The organism is uncultured Aquimarina sp. (assembly GCF_947492405.1).
Classification (GTDB): Bacteria; Bacteroidota; Bacteroidia; order Flavobacteriales; family Flavobacteriaceae; genus Aquimarina.
In genome coordinates this window covers 531,742-554,605 of sequence record NZ_CANLMP010000002.1, presented here as the reverse complement: position 1 = coordinate 554,605, position 22,864 = coordinate 531,742, and the positions used below count along the sequence as shown (strand labels likewise).

Genomic DNA, 22,864 nt, shown 5'->3' with positions numbered 1-22,864 from the left:
TATAACTATTTAAAAATATATGCTCCCTTTTTATCAGTACGATGAAAAGGGATTTTTTTTTGTTTACATGTTAATTCCCATTGATCAAGATAACTTCTGTAGTTACTTCCATCGGCAATAATCTGTCTGGGTTGTAACGTTTCAATTACTCTTTTTAAATGAATTTTTGGAGAGTTAGTTAAAATGATGACATTAGGACGTAGTCCTTTTACATTATAAATACCAATACTATCTAATACTAGTATTGTTTTATCCTTGTAGCGATAAACATTGTTTAGTTTTTTATTAGTGGTAAATCGAGAATTATTTTCAATGAGATAACCATTTAATAAAAATTTTTCGGAGTTTTTAGAAATAGAATCTTTACTGTAAATAGAGAGACATTGGTTTTGTAGAAAGCCTAAAGTAGTGTTGCGTTGATTATGAAAAATAATAAGCTCTTCCTTCTCACTATTTTGTTGATTTTCATACATCAAATTAAATGATAGAAGAGTTATGCTTACTGTAACTGCTAAAATACTCGTTGGGTTAAATTTTTTAAACGTAAATATTAATGAGATTATAAGAATATAACCAATTATGAGCATTCTCCAGGAAAACGAAATATGCGTTACTAAAAAAGATTCTTGTTTCGAGACCCAATGAACAATGTAATTCATCGCATTTATACAACTTCCAAAGGTGGATGCTACCGAATTGGGCAATATCCGAACTTCTGCTAATATAACTACTAATATTCCAAAACCAAGTATGATCCCTAATACTGGAATGATAATAAGATTCGCTATAAAAAACAAAAGCGGGAATTGATGGAAATAAAATAATGTTAAGGGTAAGAGACCTAGTTGAGCAGCTATAGTAACCGTAAAGGTTTCCCATAATACCTTATCAATATAAAATCTCGGTCTGTATAATTTAACAAAAGATGGTTGTATCCAGACGATTGCGAATACAGCTAAATAACTTAACTGGAATCCAACGGAAAATAGTAATAACGGACGTAAACATAATAATATAAACATTGAGATAGTTAGTGCATTATAGATACTCGTTTTAGATCGAATATGCATTCCTATAGCTATAAAAGAAAACATAGTTACGGCTCTTAGAACTGATGGAGATAAACCAGCGATAATTGCAAAACACCATAGTAATAAAATAACAATAGTGGTTTTGATAATCTTACCGTTTTTTCCAAACCAGTTTAGAGGTTTAAGAATAAGATTTAATATTATTAGAAGTATGCCGACATGCAAACCTGAAACTGCAAGGATATGAATGGCTCCCGCATCTCTGTAATCTGCGAAGATTTTATTGTCAATATCCTGTCTTTGTCCTAGTAGTAACGCATTGATGATGGATAGCTGTTTTTGACTAAAATGATAAGGAGCAAGTTTTTTATTAATATCAGTTCTAATGAAAGCTGCTATACGATAAATAGAAAGGATTGAATTCTTTGTGTGTATTAGTTGTTTAAAATCAGTTGTGATTTTATGAAAAATATATTGTTTGGATAGGTAATGTGCATAATCAAATTGATTTGGGTTTAAGGGCTTTGAGATTGATGATATCTTAGAATATGTTACATACGATTGTCCAGTGATAAGGGTTGTCTGTATGTCCTTTTTAGGTATTTGTAATAGTAGGTTTCCTGTTACATTTTTGTTTTTGATTGATTGAAGAGTAATTACATACTTTTCATAGTAGGAGGTGGGTTTTAATCTTTCCTTAATATAAAAACTGATAGTTACAGGAGTTTCTTGGTATTCATTCGCTAATAGGTTGGTGTAATGGCTAGGATTGTTCTTAGGATGATGAATTTGCACTAAGATAATTCCGAAAAAAATAAAAGTAATGATTACAAAAACACTAAAAACATGAGAACTACGAAATGGCTTTTTTGTATACCACCAGGAAATCGACAAACCTACAATAGTGATTGTTTCGTATATAAGTACCAACCTAAGACTGACTGAAGTATAATAACCAAAGACGATTCCGATGATCAATGAAAAAGTAAGAATCAAAAAAGGAATATTAAGTAATCTATGCACAGAGTCTAACGTATTAATTGCATAGGGTTTTTAGTCCCTACAATTAATCGTGTTGTCTAAGAGTCATATGTTACCAGTGAAATCTGTTTTTTTTGCTTAAGAAATTTTAAAACTCCTCATAGGCAATAGTTAGTTTGTCCACTATGATTTGAATATTTGACTCTTATTATAATAAACACTATGTGTTATTTTTAGTACTTCTGATTGCAAGTACAATAACAAATATCATTACTTATATTAAAAAAAATGGTTGGTGGGATGTATAAAGTTGTTACACAACATATGTGCTTTCAGAAAATAAGATAAAAAAGGATAATTTACTCGATAATCGAGATTTAAATGCTCCTAGGCTTGCCTCGAAATCTAAAATTATTTTCTATCTAATGCCTCATGGGCTTGCTCTGAGGTAGTTTACTTTAGAAACAATTATAATTATAAAGGTCTATTTACAGGTCTTAATCCTCTTCTTGTTAATTTCATTTCTCTATTTATGATTGTGACTCTTCCTGTATCTATTTTTACAGTATAATCAGGATGTGGTCCATGGGGATCTACATCCAGAAGAATATGTAAAGATGAATTTGACGTTGGACCAAAATTATAAGTTTCTTGATATCCTTCGTGAGTCAAGGCATCAATTCTTTTTCCATCGTGTCTTATGATCATTTCGAATTCACCTCCGATACCGGTTTCATTATCTAGGCGTAAAAATTTTCTGCTATAAGGCTGGAATCCCAAAAGACTACCAAAATATTGAGGTTTAGGAGTATGATACCAATTCTTAAACCTTGGAGCTTCTTCCCAAATAAAACCTCTATTATCTCTAAATTTATTACTCATCAAATGGGTCAGTGTAGTAATCTCTTTTTTTACATTAAAAAGATTTCTATTTAGATGATAGTAAATAAATTGTTCTTCATTGTATTCTTCGCCATTAACTTTGGCATCTATAACTTTTTTTACTTCTGAAGGTGCTAAAGAGTATTCCATAACAAAAATGAGTTTTATAGTATACTAATATAAAAGTATTTAGGGGAATAAAACAAAAAAGTTGCTAAGAAAAATAAGTTTGTGGATTATAAAATTCTTCTGATCCCTGCAAAACATTTATTCCAATATCTTTCTTCAAGACTTGATATAGTTACTCCTTTAGAAGTGGATGCATGTATAAATTCAATATGCTTTCCGGTAGCGACAACCAATCCTACGTGATTTATGACATTTTTGTTTTTATTAGTTTTAAAAAATAAAAGATCACCAATCTTCACATTCTTTAGAGAGATTTTGTCTCCTTGTGTCGCCATAGCTTTGGATGTTCTTGGAAGCACGACTTCTCCTTTCTTAAATGATGTGTATATCAATCCCGAACAATCCATTCCTTTTTTAGTAGTTCCTCCGTATTTATATCGGGTTCCTTCAAAAGTTTTTGCATAGTTTATAATACTTTTGATTTTTTTGCCTTTAGGATTTGTTTTCGTTTTCTTACTAGAAGTGTTTTTAGTTCTTTGAGTAACAGAAGTACTCTTTTTAGAACCTCCACAGGAAGAAAGGGTTATGCAAATTATCACTAAAAAATAAAATAATTTATTCATTTCGGGGCGCTTTATTTTGTGGTTTCTACAATTAAGTTAGCAGTTTTGTCACTAGCTCCTTTTCCACCAAGTTTCTTTTCTAAATCATAATAATCTAAGAACATTACAGCTCTGTTATAATCATCTAATATTTTCGTGAACTCTTCTTTTAACCTTTTTGTATTGAAATCGTCTTGAATTAGTTCTGTAACAACAGGTTTATCCATTATTAAATTTACTAAAGAAATATACTCCAAATTGATAATTCTTTTGGCGATATGATATGAGATAGTATTTCCTTTATAGCAGACCACTTGTGGAACTTTAAATAATGCAGTTTCTAGTGTTGCAGTTCCAGAAGTCACTAAAGCTACATTACTTAAACTTAAGATATCATAAGTACGATTCATAATTAAATGTACCCCTTCTTTTTTTATAAAAGGCTCATAAAATTTTTCCTCTTGACTAGGAGCACCAGCAATTACAAATTGATAAGATGGGAAATCATCTACTAGACTAAGCATAACTTCCAGCATTTTTTTTATTTCTTGCTTTCTACTTCCTGGTAATATCGCAATAATCGGTCGCTCATCTAATTGGAATTGTTTTTTAAAAACATCAGGCATTATTTGATGATGGTCGGCGATAGCATCTATAAGCGGATGCCCCACAAAATTTACCTCATAGTTGTATTTTTTATAAAAATCAGGTACAAAGGGAAGTATGACATACATATGATCCACATTAGCCTTGATAGTTTTTACTCTGCCGGCTCTAGATGCCCATACTTGAGGACTAATATAGTAATGAGTAATATAGCCTTTTGGTTTAGCCCATTTGGCAATACGAAGATTAAAACCAGAGTTATCGATCAGAATAAGTGCATCGGGATTATATTGTTCAATATCTTTTTTACATTCCTTTATAAAACCTAAAATCTTAAATAAATTTAGAATAACTTCAAAAAACCCCATAAAGGCTCTTTCTTTGTAGTGCAGAACCATAGTGCCACCTACCGATTGCATTAAGTCTCCTCCCCAAAATCTGAATTCTGCATCCGGATCTTCTTTAAGGATAGATTTCATAAGGTTAGCACCGTGTAAGTCACCTGATGCCTCTCCTGCTATAAGATAATATTTCATCTTCAATAAACTTTCTTCATGTATTAACTAAATTTACTAATTGCTATACAAACAGCCGCAATAAGTGTAGCAAGAAGCACGCCACGTGCTCTATATGGTTTATTTTGTTTTAAAAATAAAAAGAAAATTATCAAATTAAGAATCGCTCCCAAAGCAATTAAACTTCCTAAAAAATTATTTTCTCGTGCGGCTTTTAACGTTTCTGCGATACTTAATTCAGAAAATAATAAAATGTATAAAATGATGCCAATGCTATTTGCAAATATTCCAGTAAAAAAACCAATAAGAATTTCTTTTTTAATCATGTAATGGCCAGTTGTTTAGTTCTTGTATAAAATGATGTGCGGTAAGATCAAATTGTGTTGGAACAATGGAAACATATCCGTTGTGTAATGCCCATTCATCAGTATCTTCTCCTTTATCTTCGTTAATAAATTTTCCTGACAACCAATAATAATCTCTTCCCATAGGGTTTGTTCTTTTATCAAATTCTTCTACCCAATGTGCATTGGCTTGTCTACAAATTTTAATGCCTTTTATATCTTTTTCATCTAACTTTGGGATATTAACATTGAGAACAATACCTTTTGGTAGTCCGTTTTTAAGTACATTTTCTACGATTGCTTTGACAAACTTTTTAGAAGGTTCGAAGTTGGCATTCATACTATAATCTAATAGGGAAAAGCCAATAGCAGGAATTCCTTCGATTCCGGCCTCTACAGCGGCACTCATGGTACCAGAATAAATTACATTAATAGCAGAATTAGAACCGTGATTGATTCCACTGACACATAAATCTGGTTTTCGCTTCAATATTTCTCTGGTTGCCATTTTGACACAATCCACAGGAGTTCCAGAACAACTGTATTCTTTTTGTGGTGCTTTTTTGTCAATAGTGATTGGATCGCAATACAATGTGCTGTTTATAGTAATAGCATGACCCATAGCGCTTTGAGGGCTGTCTGGAGCTACGACACATACATCGCCGATTTCATTCATGATACTAATCAAAGCCCTTATTCCAGGGGCTGTAATGCCATCATCATTGGTAACTAAAATCAACGGTTTTCTTTGTGACATGGAATTGTTTTTTACACTGGTAAAAATACATTTTTTTTATTCTAAATATATTATTCATAATCAGTAGTGTATATTATTAGTTCTTTTAAGAAAAATTTAGTATTATTACCTGATATTGGCACGATTTTTAATGTATTTTGCCAGGAACACCCCTAAATTAAAAATGAGCGTATGAAAAAGAGTTTTTTGGTATTGATGCTTACCGTAATTGTATCAGCTGCTTCCTGCAGCTTTACAACAAAAGTTGACAATGACCCTGATAAAGATCGTATACTGATTGATTTAATCAGCTATGTGTTAAGTAAAGGTCATTATGACGCAAAGGATATTAATGATGATTTCTCTAAGAATGTTTTTGTTGATTACATAGATGCATTGGATCCTTTAAAACGATATTTTTATAAAAGTGACATAGAAGAGTTTAAGAAATTTGAAGCTTTAATCGATGATCAAATCAGAGACAAAGAAATTGATTTCTTCAATCTTACATATGAAAGACTGCAGCAAAGAATGACTGAGGCTAGGTCTTTGTACAAAGAAATATTAGAACGTCCTTTTAATTTCGAAAAGGAAGAAGATATAAATACAGATTATGATAAGTTGTCATATGCTAGTAATAAAGATGAAATGAAGAACCGCTGGAGATTGCAGCTTAAGTTCAATGCATTATCAAGTTATTATGACAAAGTTGATGAACAAGTTGATTCTATAACAAAAAACAAAGAATTTAAAAGAAAATCTGCTGTTGTGTTAGAAGAAGAGTCTCGTGAATTAACAAAAACTTCATTAAAGGAATATTTTGAGTTTGCTGATGATTTAGAGAGAAAAGATTGGTTTTCTATCTATATCAATTCTATTGTAGAAGAATTTGATCCACATACTTACTATTTTGCTCCGCAGGATAAAGATCGTTTTGATATTGCCATGTCTGGTAAGTTAGAAGGAATAGGTGCTAGATTACAGAAAAAAAATGATAATGTAAAAATTGTTGAGATTATTTCTGGTGGACCTGCTTGGAGAGGAAATAAAGTAGAGGTAGGAGATTTCATTATGAAGGTAAAACAAGAAGATGAGGTTGAACCAGTAAGCATCGTAGGAATGAGACTTGATGATGCTGTAAGTCTTATTAAAGGTCCTAAAGGAACTAAGGTTGTTCTAACTGTTAAGAAAGTTGATGGAACAATAGAGAATGTAGAGATTGTGAGAGACGTTGTTGAGCTGGAAGAAACCTATGCAAAATCTTCTGTGGTTAAGAAAAATGATAGGAATTTTGGGATAATCAATTTACCTAAATTCTATTTTAATATGCAAGATTACAATCAGCGTAATGCTGCAAAAGATGTGAAGCAAGAAATTATTCGTCTTAAAGAACAAGATATGGAAGGCCTTGTTATAGATCTTAGAGATAATGGAGGAGGATCTTTACAGACTGTTGTAGATATTGCTGGTTTGTTTATTGATAAAGGACCTATTGTTCAGGTAAGGACTAAAGGAGAATCTCCAGAAGTTTTAAGTGATAAAGATCGAAATATTTTATGGGATGGACCATTAGTTATTTTGGTTAACGAACTTTCGGCTTCCGCTTCAGAGATTTTAGCTGCCGCAATGCAAGATTATAAAAGAGCAATTATCATTGGTAGTAAGCAAACTTATGGAAAAGGAACTGTACAGAATGTTATGGATCTTAATAGATGGATGCGTAGTAATGATTTTGGAGACTTAGGAGCTTTAAAATTAACAACTCAGAAATTCTACCGTGTCAATGGAGGTTCTACACAATTAGAAGGAGTAAAAAGTGATGTCGTAGTTCCGGATCGTTATAGTTACATTGATATTGGCGAAAAAGATCAAGAAAATCCACTTCCTTGGGATAAAATACCAGCAGCAGATTATAATTTGTGGGATGGTTATATTGACTTTGATCAAACTATTAGTAAAAGTAAAGCTCGTATGGCAACTAATGAGCAATTAAAACTTATCGAAGAAAATGCAAAGTGGGTAAGAGAAAAGAGAGATGTAAATAAATACTCGCTGAATTATAATGAATACAAAGCGAATATCGAGCTAAACGAAAAACAAGCAGAACGTTTCGAGAGCCTAAATGATTACAAAACTAATCTTACTTTTGAATCATTACCGTACGAAAAAGATCTTATGGAAAAAGATTCTATTCTTAAGGAAAAGAGAAATAGATGGCATCAAAGTCTGAGTAAAGATGTTTATGTAGAAGAGGCATTGAGCGTATTAGAAGATATGAAAATCAACAATATACGTAAATCAAAAAATCCACTTACACTAAAGAATTAATTTGCTTTAATGCAAAAGACAACATCAAATTCATTATCAAAGCTAGCGCTCCAAAGATTTAAGAAAAATTTTTGGGGCGTTTTGAGTTTTTGGTTTATTGTTAGTTGTGCGTTATTAGCTGTTATGGCATATGTACTAGCACCTGATAATTCTAAGAATGCAAATCAGATGCATTTATCCATCCATTCTAAAGGGCCTGGTTTTTCAGTAACGATGTTAACCATACCTTCAGAAACTGAAAATGATCAATCTTATCTTAATAGAATATTCTTTGGTACAAAAAACATGGATACTGAAATCCCTATTGAAGCATATAGTTTCAAAGAGACATCGGTAGAAATTACTCCGTATACTGAAGGAGAGCTTACAGAGATTACTAAAAATATCGAATTGACAAGTTTTCCCGGTCATTTTCAAAAAGAAGAAATAGAGCAAGAATTTATTAAAAAACGAACCTTTATTTTAGGAACGGATAAATATGGGAGAGATTTATTAAGTAGAATGCTTATCGGAATTCGAATTTCTTTTTCTATTGGTTTTGTAGCGGTTTTAATCTCATTGCTATTAGGTATTTCTTTGGGTGCAATAGCAGGATATTTTGGAGGCAAAGTAGATGTTTTAATCATGTGGCTAATTAATGTAACTTGGTCTATACCTACGTTACTTTTGGTGATTGCTATTACATTAGCTTTAGATAAAGGTTTCTGGCAGGTTTTCATAGCTGTTGGATTAACGATGTGGGTAGAGGTAGCTAGAGTCGTTAGAGGGCAGGTTTTAAGTATAAAACAAATGCAATATGTTACTGCAGCAAAAGCATTAGGGTTTAATCATTTTAGGATAATAACAAAGCATGTATTACCTAATAGTTTAGCACCTGTAATTGTAATTTCTGCGGCTAACTTTGCAGCCGCAATTTTAATAGAAAGTGGATTAAGTTTCTTAGGTATTGGCGCCCAACCACCAATGGCTAGTTGGGGAGCCATGATTAAGGATCATTATTCTTATATCATTCTAGGTAAAGCATATCTGGCGATCATACCTGGATTGGGTATTATGAGTCTTGTTATGTCATTTATGCTTATAGGTAATGCATTACGAGATGCATTGGATGTAAAGGGTTAAAACGTATTCATAAGATTCCAGATATTATTTTATTTCATCCAGCTTTTAAATATCTTTTTTTGCTATTCACAAGTTTTATGGCTTCATCTTTACAATAAACATTTAGCTTTTCATAAATGTTTCTTATATGATATTTTACAGTATTACGACTTACATAAAGTTTTTCTGCAATAGTAGAGTAGCTTTTACCTTTAGTTAATAGTTTAAGTATTTCATTTTCTCTTTTAGTAAGTTCCTTAAAATCATGATCCTGAAAAGATTCAATAACCATTCGCGAAATAATAGTACTCATCGGAGCGCCACCTTGTTCTAGCTGTTCTAAGGCTTCGATAATTTGGAGGTCGTCGTTTTTGATGAGATACCCAAGAACACCAGAAGATAGTACATCAAAAACGAATTTGTGTTGTTGGTTTTTTGTCAAAATAATTAACTTGATTTCGGGAAAGATATTTTTGATATGCTTTATCTTATCAATCCCATTAGTATTTGGGATGTCAATATCTATCAGAATAATATCCGGCTGTAATTCTTGGATGTTTTGTAATGCTGATTCGTAATTATTAAAATTAGCAATTACTTTAAATCTCTTAGAACTATTTATTAACGATGTACAATTTGTCTGTAAAAAAGTGTCATTCTCGATTAATACAATTGTTTTCATACTGTGGATTGTCGTTTTTTTGATTGATGAATGGATGGTGAGACCTGATATAAGTTGATACCGACCATCTGTATAACAGTTATTCATTTTGTGATTTCTTACCCACTAGAAAATGTTAAAATTAGAAAAGCCTATTGAATTCAATTCAATAGGCTTTTTAAAGTAGATATTAGAACTTTATTTCTTTTAAGAATTTCTCTTTTTATTTCGATAAATAATTATCAAAATAAAAAGAGCAAACGGTAAAATTAATAACCAATACAGAGATACATTGGATTGACTTGGAATTGGGCTAGTATCTCCTAGTAAAACAAAGGTGGCCCAAAAATGAGGAGAGCTTTCTGATAAAGAACTATTCTTAAGATATTGTAGTTTAGCCTCTCTTAAAGCTTGTGATTTACTTTGTTGATTTTTCAAGTTTTTATAAAACTCGTTCATTATATAGGATGTGGATCTATCATCAACATTCCATAAAGAAGAAACTACACTTTTGGCTCCAGAATGAAAAAAACCTCTGGCCAAGCTCATGACTCCTTCACCAGTTTCTTGTTTGCCAAGTAAAGTATTACAACCACTTAGTACTACTAGATCAGCTTGGTTTTTAGTAAGGTATAATTCTTCAAGATCTAATTTATGATCGCTAAAAGCAATCCAAGGAGAAATAGAATCTAAAGCATCGGCGTGTGTTGCCAGATGTATGATGTTCTGATTTTCTAGTTTAGCAAGAAAATTTTCTTTAGTAGCATTATCATTGATCAATGCTTCTCCAAAAAAGAGGCTATTGATATTATTAACCTCATTCTTATTGTTCTCTATGGGAGTAAGGTTGTATTTATCAAAATTACCAGGTGCAAAACCCAGAAAAGAAACTTCACCTTCAGGAGAAGTAGTATTTGGAGAATTTTTTAAGAAGAAATTTGAATATCCATAACTGATCTCCGAACCTTCAATTAGATATTTAGGTGTTTTATCTAACTTGTTAGCGGTTACTAATGCTTCGAAAGGGATGTAGTTTAAATAGTTATCCGGAATAATAATTAGTTTTTTACCAGATATAATTTCTTTGATGTTTTTATCAGGAAATAAATAGGTAAATACTTTGTATCCAATCTTAGAATATGATATAATATCTTTTTCTGTACCGAAAGGAATAGCGGCTTTTTTGATAAATAAATCGGCAGTAGTTTTTAATTCATCGATATTTGGCAATTGTATAAAATGACTTTCATTATTAGTAATGTAGATAAGATATCCTTTAGAATATTCTTTTTTACCATAATCACTTCCTTCATAAATTGGAGTATAACTATTATCATAACCAATAGGTTTAAAATCAATGTGATTAGATATATTATATTCTATAAGAACGGTTTGATCGTCAAGTTTTTTTTGGATTGATTTAAGGCTAGCGATAGGAGAAGATTGAACGTTAAACTTAGAGTAATCTGAAAAAACATCTTTTATACTATCCTGTAATGTTTTTAGATTTCTTTTAAGATCTAGAATTTTTATGGTAATAATATCTAGTTCTTTTTTATTGGGATCATTGTTTTTTACTTTATTAAGTAAGTATATACTTTTCTTAAGTTTAATTTCTCTGTTTACAATACTTTCTGGAATCGAAATTGATTGTTTAAGTCTATTATTTGTTATGTCTTCCGTTAAAATTAACGCTTTATTTTTCTCCATAAAATAAAAAGCATTATCGATATCCTTAGCAAGAAAACAAGCTTCTATTGCTTGTCCATATAGCGCAGAACTATGCTCACGCCAATATAATTTAGATTGAAATTCCTGGCTCTCAATACGAATAAGATCAATTAATTCATCGGCGAGTAAAAAAGTAGTCAAAGACTTATGTAACAATGATTTTTCTTTTGTTGTCTTAAATTGCTTTAGATAGATATTAGCAACGTCTTTTATAACTACTAACAATTCAGATTTATAAAGTATCTGAGATGATTTTTCAGCAAAAGATCCATTTTTAATTTCGGATATAGGATATCCTATGAATAGTTTTAGGGCTTTGTGATAATATTCAATAGCCTCATTGTACTTTTCTTTCATACTAAGGCAATATCCGATATTAGAATAACTTATTGCATATCGAATAGGGTTATCCATATGTTGCAAAGCTTTTTTGTGGTATTCAATTCCTACATCAGGATTTCCATTATTATAAAGACTGCCGATATTATTGTAGACATCAGCAATTTTTGAGGAGTCTCCAATGTTTTTGGCAATATCTAATCCTTGTTTATAATAATAAGATGCTTTTTCAGTGTTAATAGTTTCGTTCTGGTTATATAGATTTCCGAGAGCAATTTTTATGTTATATTTAGTACTCGTTTTTGATTTTATTACATTGGATAAAGAATCTGCTAATAGCATATTCTTTATGCCTCTGTCGTAATTATTCTGACCGCCTAATTTTATATAAACTTCATTACTATTAATTGAATTAGTAATTATTTTTTTTAAATCATTATTTTTTTTCAATAGCGAATGTGCTAGCTCAAAATATATTTTAGCTTTATAAAAATCACCGGTCTCCTTATAGCATCTGCCTAATTCCGAATATGCTTTGGAAGCATAATTACTTTTAGAGTTAAGAGAAATTGATTTTTGATAGTGGTAAATACTTTTTTGGTAATTATTATCTTTATAATACAAAAATGCGATATTATTCAATCCATGTTGTACCACTGAAGTGTCTATAGGAAGTTTTTTGTTTTTTAATTCTTGAGAGTAATGTGCGGTTTGTATTGCTTGTTTTATTTTTTTGTTTTTATATAACCAAATAGCATATTTATGAGTGATGCGTTCTAGGATAGAATCGTTTTCCTCTTTTTGATAGTTTTTGATAATAGAATCAAGCTTATTCTTTTTTTGCTCATAAGAATATTCCGAATTCAATATTTGTTGCCAAGAGATATTATTCTGCCCATGGCTGAGATTGTAGACAATAAGAAAAATAAAATAGTACTTGTTTTTACCCAGCATATGGAAGCTTTATTGATAACTCAATGAATTCAAAGATATGCTATATGATTTGATATTAAAACTTTAGATTATCAATGCCAAAAAATAGAGGCTTTAAAGTTAATTAAAGCCTCTATGCTACTATATCATTAATATTATAAACCTATTATTCGAATAACAACCAAATATCCCCTTCATTATATAAATCAATCATATAATGATTTGTGATATCTTCCTTAATCTCCGCTATTAGTGGTGCTGGAGGTGGAGTTAAGTCATCATCTTCTTCAGGATGTACAACTATGTTTTGTTCCCATTCTTCGGGATTTACATACCAATATTCTATATATGGATGATAAATATCAATTGTATCAGGTAATGCTGATGGAGAGACAAGTACTAGGGATGGATATTTTTCTGAAAACTCTTTACGTATTAGAAATCTTGTATCTGGATCATTAGTATAATATCCTATTTTAATTATTCCAGGTTCAGTAAGATCGTGGTCTTCTAAAGGCATACCAAAATCAAAATCAGGATTAAATGCAAAAATACTAAGTTTAGCATTTACTTCTAATTGTTCATCAAAGGTTTCAGAATCATCTGTAGAACAACTTATCATGATTAATGAAATTAACAATCCCCAAATTATTTTTTTTGTTTTCATACTTGTTTTTAAAATTTAAAAAAATTAATACTTCTTTACGTATAGTTAGATTAAATTAAAAATCTTACCCCCTTTATTATTTTTTAATTTATTGTAGCGTATCTAGCTAAAATGGGAAAGAAGTAAATTCTATGCTTATACCAAAAATAAAAATATTTTTTTCATTAATAAATTTCATCTATTTAGAGTAGTTTTAATCTATTCATATTATTAAATATTTGTGCGGAGGTTTAGAAAATGAGAAAATAATAAGTGGTAGTTGTCTAGAAGTATAATTGTTTAGAGAAGAGTTTGTTATCTCTGCTTTGTGTAAGAATTTTCATGCAATTTTATTTTTATACTTTCTATATGATATTATAAATAAGAAGAAAATAGGTAATAATAGAAGTAACCAATACAGAGATACATTGGATTGACTTGGAATTGGGCTAGTATCTCCTAGTAAAACAAAGGTGGCCCAAAAATGAGGAGAGCTTTCTGATAAAGAACTATTCTTAAGATATTGCAGTTTAGCCTCTCTTAAAGCTTGTGATTTATTTTGTTGATTTTTCAAGTTTTTATAAAACTCGTTCATTATGTAGGATGTGGATCTATCATCAACATTCCATAAAGAAGAAACTACACTTTTGGCTCCAGAATGAAAAAAACCTCTGGCCAAGCTCATGACTCCTTCACCAGTTTCTTGTTTACCAAGTAAAGTATTACAACCACTTAGTACTACTAGATCAGCTTGGTTTTTAGTAAGGTATAATTCTTCAAGATCTAATTTATGATCGCTAAAAGCAATCCAAGGAGAAATAGAATCTAAAGCATCGGCGTGTGTTGCCAGATGTATGATGTTCTGATTTTCTAGTTTAGCAAGAAAATTTTCTTTAGTAGCATTATCATTAATCAATGCTTCTCCAGAAAAGAGGTTATTGATATTATTAACTTCATTCTTATTGTTCTCTATGGGAGTAAGGTTGTATTTATCAAAATTACCAGGAGCAAAACCCAGAAAAGAAACTTCACCTTCAGGAGAAGCAGTATTTGGAGAATTTTTTAAGAAAAAATTTGAATATCCATAACTGATCTCCGAACCTTCAATTAGATATTTAGGTGTTTTATCTAACTTGTTAGTAGTTACTAATGCTTCGAAAGGGATGTAGTTTAAATAGTTATCAGGAATAATAATTAATTTTTTACCAGATATGATTTCTTTGATGTTTTTATCAGGAAATAAATAGGTAAATACTTTGTATCCAATCTTAGAATATGATATAATATCTTTTTCTGTACCGAAAGGAATAGCTGCTTTTTTGATAAATAAATCAACAGTAGTTTTTAATTCATCGATATTTAGCAATTGTATAAAATGACTTTCATTATTAGTAATGTAGATAAGATATCCTTTAGAATATTCTTTTTTACCATAATCACTTCCTTCATAAATTGGAGTATAACTATTATCATAACCAATAGGTTTAAAATCAATGTGATTAGATATATTATATTCTATAAGAACGGTTTGATCGTCAAGTTTTTTTTGGATTGATTTAAGGCTAGCGATAGGAGAATATTGAACGTTAAACTTCGAGTAATCTGAAAAAACATCTTTTATACTATCCTGTAATGTTTTTAGATTTCTTTTAAGATCTAGAATTTTTATGGTAATAATATCTAGTTCTTTTTTATTGGGATCATTGTTTTTTACTTTATTAAGTAAGTATATACTTTTCTTAAGTTTAATTTCTCTGTTTACAATACTTTCTGGAAGCGAAATTGATTGTTTAAGTCTATTATTTGTTATGTCTTCCGTTAAAATTAACGCTTTATTTTTCTCCATAAAATAAAAAGCATTATCGATATCCTTAGCAAGAAAACAAGCTTCTATTGCTTGTCCATATAGTGCAGAACTATGCTCACGCCAATATAATTTAGATTGAAATTCCTGGCTCTCAATACGGATAAGATCAATTAATTCATCGGCGAGTAAAAATGTATTTATTGATTTATTAAGAGATGATTGGTCATTAGTAAATCGATAATGTTTTAAATACGCGTCTGCTAAATCTTCCAGAGTTGTTAAAAGATGAGATGAATCTAATGTTTCAGATATGATACTTGTTTGTGAGGAAGCTTCTAGGTTATTCAGTTTTTGTCTTGTAAAATAACTAAAAGCCTTTTGATAATGTGCAAACCCTTCTTTAAATTTCTCCTGTTCAATCAGACAAAATCCAATATTGGATATACTTATAGCCAAAGAGACAGAGTCATTTTTTGTGAAGTTTTGAATAGCTTTTTGGTGGTATCGAATTGCCAAATCCTGATCTATAGTATTGTAAAGGTTGCCTTTAAGTTCATAAGTTTTTGCTATTAAGATAGAATCCTTAAGATCTTTTGCTATAGATAAAGCTTGATCATAATAAAAAGAAGCTTTTTCGGTATTAAGATTATCATCCTGGTTATAAAGTGTGCCAAGAATTATTTTTAGATTGTATCTCGTTGTCGCTCTGGATTTAATTTGTAATGATAAGGAGTCTGCGATTAGAGCATTTTCAATTCCTCTTTTTAAACTTTTTGTAGTCCCAATTTTTATATACAGTTTACCCGAATTAATGGCATTGGCCACAATACTTCTATAATCTCTATTATCCCAAAATAGAGAATTTGCTAGTTCAAAGTGAACTAAAGCGTTATGGTAATCGTAAGTATTGGTATAGCATCTACCTAATTTAGAATAAGCATCCGCAGCATAATCGTTTTTAGCGTTAATAGCAATTATTTCTTCATTATACGAAATACTTCTAGAATAATTACCTTGTTTATAAGTGAAAAATCCTAAGTTTTTTAATCCATGTTGAATTAATGAAGGGTTGCTAGGAGTCTTTTTTTTCTTTAATTCTAGAGATTGTTTTGCTACGTGTATTGCCAGGTTTAAAGAAGTGTTTTTATAGTGCCATATCGCATATTTATGCGTTATTCGTTCTAACAAAGAATCGTTTCCTTGTTTTGCGTAAAAACTGATTAAAGAATCAACTTTAGTACGTTTTTGTGATGTAGTAAGATCCGAAGTTAAAATAGCCTCCCAATTGGTAGTGGTTTGTCCATTGGAGTGAAGATAAAGAATAAAAAGAGTTAGGAGTAAATAGTAACTTTTTAAAGACATTAAGATAAAGGGTATATAATTTTTTATCCAAGATAAAGATTATATACCCTTATATCATCTATTTAGTATATTTTTAAAATTTGCATGAAGTTTTGCTATTCGTGTAAACGAATTCTCGGATCTTGTCTAATTTCAGAAAGTATGTTCATGTATTCAAATGCAAACTCATCTGATTGTGTTGGGTCGTCATCTTCTTCAGGTAAATCCTGAGCTCCCCTGGAATTCGTTCTTCCGTCTAACGATTTTAAGAACCATTGTTCTATTTCAGATGTTGTTGTAACAACCTGAACGAGAACTAAGTCCGGATGTTTTTCAGAAAACTTTCTGCGAACGTCTACTCGTGTCTCATCATTTTCTGTAATATATATTACTTCAATAATAAAATCTTGACCTTCATAGCTATTATCGAAAGGCATTCCGTAATCTTGTTCTTCTGTCAGATCTTCTGGATCGAAAGATAAAGATTTACTGAGTGAATTTTCTATATTTTTTTCATTTTCAATTATCGAATCATCTGTAGAACAGCTTATAGTGATAAATGAAATCAACAATCCCCAAATTACCTTTTTTGTTTTCATACTAGTTTTTAAAGTTTAAATATTAATACATTTCCATAATATAGTTATACCAAATTAAGATTCTTACCCGAAAGATTTGCGATTTTTTTCATTCTTAGGAGTGATTTTTGCTATATAGAGTATAGAAAGAATTGATAATATGTTAGTTTAGTCTTTCTTTAGAGTCAAATTATAGATAATGTTAATAATAAATATCCTCAGAAGATTTCAAAAATGCAAAAATTAGCAAATAAAAACTATTTAGAAGGTCTTTTATCTGGTGATCAATCTGTGATCGATGAGATTTATAAGAATAACTTCCAGCCAGTTTTATCTTTTGTAAGAAAAAATAATGGAAGTTATCAAGATGCGGAAGAGGTTTTTCAGGATGCTTTATTTCAGTTAATCGTTAGATTGAAAGTTAGAAAATTTGAAATTACATCCACATTCGAAGGATATTTATTTACGGTTTGTAAAAATCTTTGGCGTAAAGAATTAAATAAACAAAAAAATAGGGTAAGAAATACAGATGTAATAGAACTAGTAATTGAAGAAAATAAACATAGCTCGTTTATTTTAGAACAAGAACGTTGGGAACTTTTTGAAGAAAAGATCAATCAACTCTCGGATAATTGTATCAAGCTTTTAAAAGATTATTTTAATAAAGTGTCGTATGATGTAATCGTAAAGAAGTTTAATTATTCATCAGAAAATGTAGCTTTTCAAAGGGTTTTTAAATGTAAAAAACGCTTAGCGGAGCTTATTAAAAGAGATAGCAAATATCAAGATTTAAGTTAAAAATGGACGAAGATATATATAAGAAAATTGAAGCCTATTTAGGAGGTGATATGACTTCAGAAGAGCAGAAACAGTTTGAGCTAATGATGTCTAAGGATATAGAGTTGCAAAAGGAGGTAAAATTAGCCAATGAAATTAATCATCATTTACATGAGGAAAGTTGGCTTTCTCTGGAGAAATCAGAAAGTAAACAGGCAAAAAATGATATAGAAGATTATATTAAGAGTAATGAAGCTAATGAAATAAAATCTAAAATAAACCTTGCAGGAAAAAGGTATAAAAAATCACAGTATGGTTTAAGAAGAAGATTACTCATTGTTTCTATCGCTGGGGTTTTTGTAATTACATTAGTATCTACTGTTTTTTTTAATCAAAATTCATCTACGACTAATTTGTACTCAAAATATTATACAGAAAATGATCTACCCTCTATAGTTAAAAGAGGATCTCAAAATGAATTATTGAACAAAGGGATTATAGCTTTTAAAGCTAGAAAATATGAGAAAGCGATCACTTTTTTTGAAGATTATTTAAAAGAAAATAATGATCCGTTACTATATAGTTATATAGGGATTTCATATCTTGAATTGGATAAAACAAAAGAAGCACTTAGTAGCTTTGATAAGCTTTTGTATTCTAGTTCTTTGGATAAGTCTAAGGCTTTATGGTATAAAAGCCTGCTATATTTAAAGATGAATGATACGGTTGAATTAAAAAAAACACTTTCTAATATAATCAGTGATTCCACTAATTTTAATTATAATAAGGCAAAAGAATTGTTGCTGGTTGGAGATTAATAGAGAAATAAAATTACTAAGTAAAATATCAAAGAAGAAAAGGATTAAATCATTGATTTAATCCTTTTTAGTAAATAACTTTTTAACAACCTTAACTTAAGGGTGTTTTAGAAACAAGGAGGTCCTTGTACCCAGGTATATCCATTATGATAGCAGCAACTTAATGCTGGATCACAACGTCGTCTTCTATTTTGATTTTTAGAAAGAACATATACTCCGCCAGTTACATCCTGTTGTTGTTTCTTAGAAAGCTCTTTAGCTCCTTCTAATTTTTTAATTTGTTTCATAATTTCTAGGTTTTTAGAGTTTTGATATTGAAAAGGATTAAATCTGATAAGCGTGGCAATAAAAACCACACCGACATTCTTCACTATAATCGAATGGATTATTTAGAAGACAAAACAGTTTACGTTTTATTTAATTAATTGGTATTGGGGTTAAACTATTTCCTGATTTAAAGGTTTCGAGACTATTTTCTGTTTAGAAATGATAGCTTATCAAGCTCATCCATTAATTACACACATCGTAAGTGCAAGTGTAATAAGGATCATCGCCTAGAAAGGGATATTGCTGTATCCACCACCCTTGAGAACGTGGTCCACAACAGAATTGTTCTAAGGTAGGTATATAACCTCCAGAAATTAATTTTTGTTGTGTCTTGTTTAATGTTTTAACCTCGGTAAGGTTTAAAATTGATTGTAACATAATTATAGGTTTAAGAGTTAAAAAAAATATTCCCCAAAAGTTTAAAGACATTTGGGGAAATATCTGAGTGAGTGTGTGAAGAAAAAGAGTATACAATACTTCTTTTCATAATATAGCTTTTCTAAAAAGAAAAGTTTCTTTTTGAGTCTAGGAAATCATTAAGGTATTAGAATCCTAAACCACCAATTGGATCAGTGCCATCAGGGCATGTACTACTACAGGATACTGCAATAATTTCAAGATATCCGTTTCGTCCCATAACAATACATCCACAATTATCCGATGAAGGAAGTGTAATGCCTCCTTTGACTGATCTTTGTTGCTTTTTGTTCAATTCCTGAACGCCTTTTACTGTTAATATTTTTGATAACATATAATTCGATTTAAGTTGGATTGTATTTTAACTAAACACCTACTGATTTTTCTTCTATTTCATAATCGTGTTCATTTTGATTTTCAATCATCATACTTGTAAAGTGAAAAAACTCATCATAGCTATACTTTTTAGGGTATATAGAGGTGTTTATAAGAGAAGCGGGAGTATAGAATAAGTTATTCTTTTCTGCCCATTCGGATTGGTTTTTAAGGACTTCAATATGGTGTTCACTGTTTTTTGGAGTTCCATACTTTTTTATCCAGGTACTGAAAGTTCTATCATTAAACCATTCACTATATGCATTAATAAAACTATCAGATCCATTATCATGATATAGTTCCATTAATCGTAAACTTATCTGAGTAGCTTGGTTATCAAGATCATCTAATGACACTTTCAATCGTATAACAATTTGTAATTGCTCGCTCATCGTTCTTAGTACGCGAGTGTAGGCTTCAAAAGCACCTTTACAATAACCACACATAGGATTGGTTAGACTTGTAATTTTAAATTTGGAATTAGGATTACCTAGTACAATTTCATTTGTAATTGAAGTGTTATCTTCTATTTTATCAGAGATACTTAATAAATGATCAAATATCTGTCTATCACGCTTAAAGTGATTAAGTTTTATATTATCACTTTTGTAATCTTTATTCGCTACCATATTCTCTTTAACATGAATATATCCTAACGTAGATAGCGTTGAAACCATTACAAAAGCAGCAATTGATACCAAAGTAAAATTAAAAGAAAGGCCGAGTAAAGCTACTATAATTAAACTAATAGATATAGTACTAATAGCAATACATATTGCGCACCATTTTTTTATTATAAATGCTTGAGAATATATGGAATATGCAATAAATGGAATTCCGATAAGGGTTGGTAGTAATAATGTGCTATCAAAGCCATAAAACAGTTGATATATCGTAAGAATACCGAAAAAAACAATACTTGCATCTGCTAACGAAAAATTCTTAAACAATTTTCCGGTATTGTTATTAATTACATCTCCACAGTTAGAATTTCCAACAGATGTACAAAATTGATGCATAGTATTAGATTGTATACCAAGGCTTTCTCTAACAGCAAAAAGACTAAAAACAACTCCAGAAATCGATAATAATAAAAATAGTATTTGATAAAGATCAAAAGGTCTAAATACTAGGGCTGCAACTGAACTTACCAACAGAGCCCCAAACAGAATATTCTGAACAAGAGATTCTTTAGAGAAAATAGCATTCTTTCCGGTATTATGCTCTACGGCTATTACCTTAGGAACCCATATTTTTTTAAACTCTTCATAGGTGAATTTTGTATTCTTAAGATCCGTATGTTTCAGTTGAATACTTCCATTCTTATTAATAACAGAAACAATTTCCTCTGCGTTATCCTTTTGCACTAATGAGACAAAACTTTTAGGGAGTTGATCTAAAGCTTCTATTGGAACTTCTACGGCAATATTATCAATATTAAAATAATCCAGTGTATCCGTAATAGATTGAAAACTTGGATAATTGGGATGTATTTGTAATTGTAGTTCTAAATCCTTTTTGTCGTAGTTGCTGATCCTATTCTGAATCAAAACAGTTTCAACTATATTTTCAATGTTATTTTTCATGTATCCTTTAAGATGATTTTGTTTTCGTGTGCTTAACTTCTGATAAAGATACTATAAAAGTTGATCGCCCCATATCAACTTACACACTGTTTTTTCTTCATATCAGATATTTTGAAAAATAATTTTTCAAAATTAAAAGCCATCTAAATTAGAGATTTTAAAACGTATACTCGACGAGGATACTACATAAAATAGAAATGGAATAACCGTAATTTTAGAGTTTATTTATGTTAATTTTACGATTTAAAAACCTGTTTTTCAATGATTTGTATTTTTTAAAAACACTCTAAAAATCTAACGTTTGATTTGTGTTAAAGTTTGGTTTTATTCTAAACTTGATGCTTCATATAATAGTTAATAGTAACTTTTCTGACTAATTATAGTCTTAAAAAATAAACTATATCTGAATATAGGTTGATTTTGATATTTTTGTGAATTGATTGATAGTAATTATAAAAGATCGAAATTTGAAAAGAAAATTTATATATCCGTTATTGGTTTTTATTGTTACCATTGGCTTTTATTACATAGAGAAAAAAATTGATACAACTAACACGAAAGATGCTACTGAGCGGATAGATAAACGTAAAGAGCTTAGTTTTTTTTATCTTCCTACATCCACAACAGATATTGTAGTGTTACATGATAACTACTCTTTATCCTACTCCGAAAAACATGAGCAACCAGAATGGGTAGCTTATGAGTTAAAAAAAGAACATCTAGTCAAAAATGAATTCAAGAGACCTTTTTTTGAAATTGATAATAAGATAAGGTCTTCTTCTGCGGATTGGAGGAACTACAAAAACTCAGGATATGACAGAGGTCATCTATGTCCCGCAGGAGATAGAAGATTTTCGTATGATGCTTTTAAGGAAACTTTTTTTACATCGAATGTTTCTCCTCAGAACCATCAATTTAATGCAGGTATCTGGAACAATTTAGAGCAGAAAGTTAGATATTGGGCGGGTAAGTATGATGGCGTTTATGTGGTAACGGGAGGAGTTTTAACTGATGATCTTAAGACCATTGGTTATGAAGCAGTTTCTGTACCGAAATATTTTTATAAAGTAATTCTCGATAAGAACTCGCAAAATTCAAAGATGATAGCATTTTTGATTCCTCATAATGATACAGATAAACCATTAGAAGATTTTATTGTTACTGCAGACAGTATCGAAAAATTAACAGGGATTGATTTTTTCAAGGAATTACCAGATGCTATAGAGAATAAACTTGAGGCGTCGTCGAATAAGAATGGTTGGAAATTCTAATG

20 protein-coding genes are annotated in these 22,864 nt (G+C 30.3%); 5 read left to right on the top strand and 15 right to left on the bottom strand.

The genetic code is table 11. The annotated features are described in order from the left end of the window. Positions 1 to 5: 5 nt before the first annotated feature. The 6 genes from Q0829_RS08765 to surE all read right to left on the bottom strand — a co-directional run bounded on the left by Q0829_RS08765 (position 6) and on the right by surE (position 5,847). Positions 6 to 2,054, bottom strand: coding sequence for a ComEC/Rec2 family competence protein (locus Q0829_RS08765; protein ID WP_298541792.1), 2,049 nt, complete (start codon positions 2,052 to 2,054; stop codon positions 6 to 8). A gap of 432 nt (positions 2,055 to 2,486) precedes the next feature. Beyond that, complete coding sequence (locus Q0829_RS08760; RefSeq protein ID WP_298541791.1) at positions 2,487 to 3,044, bottom strand: hypothetical protein; 558 nt, start codon at positions 3,042 to 3,044, stop codon at positions 2,487 to 2,489. 86 nt (positions 3,045 to 3,130) lie between these two features. After that, entirely contained in the window at positions 3,131 to 3,646 is a 516-nt protein-coding gene (locus tag Q0829_RS08755; protein ID WP_298541790.1) for a C40 family peptidase, read from the bottom strand. 11 nt (positions 3,647 to 3,657) lie between these two features. Continuing rightward, the gene (gene lpxB, locus Q0829_RS08750; RefSeq protein WP_298541789.1) at positions 3,658 to 4,767 is read right to left on the bottom strand and encodes a lipid-A-disaccharide synthase; all 1,110 of its coding nucleotides are present in this window, start codon (positions 4,765 to 4,767) and stop codon (positions 3,658 to 3,660) included. 23 nt (positions 4,768 to 4,790) lie between these two features. Further along, on the bottom strand, positions 4,791 to 5,072 hold the full coding sequence (locus tag Q0829_RS08745) for a hypothetical protein (protein WP_298541788.1): 282 nt from the start codon (positions 5,070 to 5,072) through the stop codon (positions 4,791 to 4,793). After that, positions 5,065 to 5,847 carry a 5'/3'-nucleotidase SurE gene (gene surE / locus Q0829_RS08740; RefSeq protein WP_298541787.1) on the bottom strand — a complete coding sequence of 261 codons (783 nt, stop codon included), beginning with the start codon at positions 5,845 to 5,847 and terminating at the stop codon, positions 5,065 to 5,067. The genes Q0829_RS08745 and surE overlap by 8 nt, the downstream gene beginning before the upstream one ends. Positions 5,848 to 6,018: 171 nt before the next feature. Here surE and Q0829_RS08735 point away from each other — a divergent pair, with 171 nt between their 5' ends. After that, positions 6,019 to 8,154 carry a carboxy terminal-processing peptidase gene (locus Q0829_RS08735; RefSeq protein WP_298541786.1) on the top strand — a complete coding sequence of 712 codons (2,136 nt, stop codon included), beginning with the start codon at positions 6,019 to 6,021 and terminating at the stop codon, positions 8,152 to 8,154. Positions 8,155 to 8,163: 9 nt separating this feature from the next. Next, positions 8,164 to 9,276, top strand: coding sequence for an ABC transporter permease (locus Q0829_RS08730; protein WP_298541785.1), 1,113 nt, complete (start codon positions 8,164 to 8,166; stop codon positions 9,274 to 9,276). Between the two features lie 34 nt (positions 9,277 to 9,310). Here Q0829_RS08730 and Q0829_RS08725 read toward each other — a convergent pair whose 3' ends face one another. From Q0829_RS08725 to Q0829_RS08705, 5 genes are all read right to left on the bottom strand, one after another. Beyond that, complete coding sequence (locus Q0829_RS08725; RefSeq protein ID WP_298541784.1) at positions 9,311 to 9,937, bottom strand: response regulator transcription factor; 627 nt, start codon at positions 9,935 to 9,937, stop codon at positions 9,311 to 9,313. 186 nt (positions 9,938 to 10,123) lie between these two features. Beyond that, the gene (locus Q0829_RS08720; protein WP_298541783.1) at positions 10,124 to 12,940 is read right to left on the bottom strand and encodes a CHAT domain-containing protein; all 2,817 of its coding nucleotides are present in this window, start codon (positions 12,938 to 12,940) and stop codon (positions 10,124 to 10,126) included. 145 nt (positions 12,941 to 13,085) lie between these two features. After that, positions 13,086 to 13,586 (bottom strand): hypothetical protein, encoded by a 501-nt coding sequence (locus Q0829_RS08715; RefSeq protein WP_298541782.1) that lies wholly within the window; start codon positions 13,584 to 13,586, stop codon positions 13,086 to 13,088. 319 nt (positions 13,587 to 13,905) lie between these two features. Further along, positions 13,906 to 16,734, bottom strand: coding sequence for a CHAT domain-containing tetratricopeptide repeat protein (locus tag Q0829_RS08710; protein WP_298541781.1), 2,829 nt, complete (start codon positions 16,732 to 16,734; stop codon positions 13,906 to 13,908). A 95-nt stretch (positions 16,735 to 16,829) separates the two neighbouring features. Continuing rightward, positions 16,830 to 17,312, bottom strand: a complete 483-nt coding sequence (locus Q0829_RS08705) for a hypothetical protein (protein WP_298541780.1) — start codon at positions 17,310 to 17,312, stop codon at positions 16,830 to 16,832. A 213-nt stretch (positions 17,313 to 17,525) separates the two neighbouring features. On the opposite strand from Q0829_RS08705, the gene Q0829_RS08700 reads away from it, so the two are divergent. Both Q0829_RS08700 and Q0829_RS08695 read left to right on the top strand, forming a co-directional pair. Next, complete coding sequence (locus Q0829_RS08700) at positions 17,526 to 18,089, top strand: sigma-70 family RNA polymerase sigma factor (protein WP_298541779.1); 564 nt, start codon at positions 17,526 to 17,528, stop codon at positions 18,087 to 18,089. A 2-nt stretch (positions 18,090 to 18,091) separates the two neighbouring features. Beyond that, the gene (locus Q0829_RS08695; protein ID WP_298541778.1) at positions 18,092 to 18,886 is read left to right on the top strand and encodes a hypothetical protein; all 795 of its coding nucleotides are present in this window, start codon (positions 18,092 to 18,094) and stop codon (positions 18,884 to 18,886) included. A gap of 107 nt (positions 18,887 to 18,993) precedes the next feature. Here the strand turns inward: Q0829_RS08695 and Q0829_RS08690 are convergent, their stop codons facing one another. The 4 genes from Q0829_RS08690 to Q0829_RS08675 form a co-directional block, all read right to left on the bottom strand. Continuing rightward, positions 18,994 to 19,173, bottom strand: coding sequence for a hypothetical protein (locus Q0829_RS08690; protein WP_298541777.1), 180 nt, complete (start codon positions 19,171 to 19,173; stop codon positions 18,994 to 18,996). Positions 19,174 to 19,396: 223 nt separating this feature from the next. After that, positions 19,397 to 19,591: a hypothetical protein gene (locus Q0829_RS08685; RefSeq protein ID WP_298541776.1), complete on the bottom strand. Its 195-nt coding sequence runs from the start codon at positions 19,589 to 19,591 to the stop codon at positions 19,397 to 19,399. A 166-nt stretch (positions 19,592 to 19,757) separates the two neighbouring features. Next, the gene (locus Q0829_RS08680) at positions 19,758 to 19,964 is read right to left on the bottom strand and encodes a hypothetical protein (protein WP_298541775.1); all 207 of its coding nucleotides are present in this window, start codon (positions 19,962 to 19,964) and stop codon (positions 19,758 to 19,760) included. Positions 19,965 to 19,995: 31 nt separating this feature from the next. Then, on the bottom strand, positions 19,996 to 21,591 hold the full coding sequence (locus tag Q0829_RS08675) for a vitamin K epoxide reductase family protein (RefSeq protein ID WP_298541774.1): 1,596 nt from the start codon (positions 21,589 to 21,591) through the stop codon (positions 19,996 to 19,998). Positions 21,592 to 22,058: 467 nt separating this feature from the next. On the opposite strand from Q0829_RS08675, the gene Q0829_RS08670 reads away from it, so the two are divergent. Beyond that, on the top strand, positions 22,059 to 22,862 hold the full coding sequence (locus Q0829_RS08670; RefSeq protein WP_298541773.1) for a DNA/RNA non-specific endonuclease: 804 nt from the start codon (positions 22,059 to 22,061) through the stop codon (positions 22,860 to 22,862). The last annotated feature ends 2 nt before the right edge of the window (positions 22,863 to 22,864 follow it).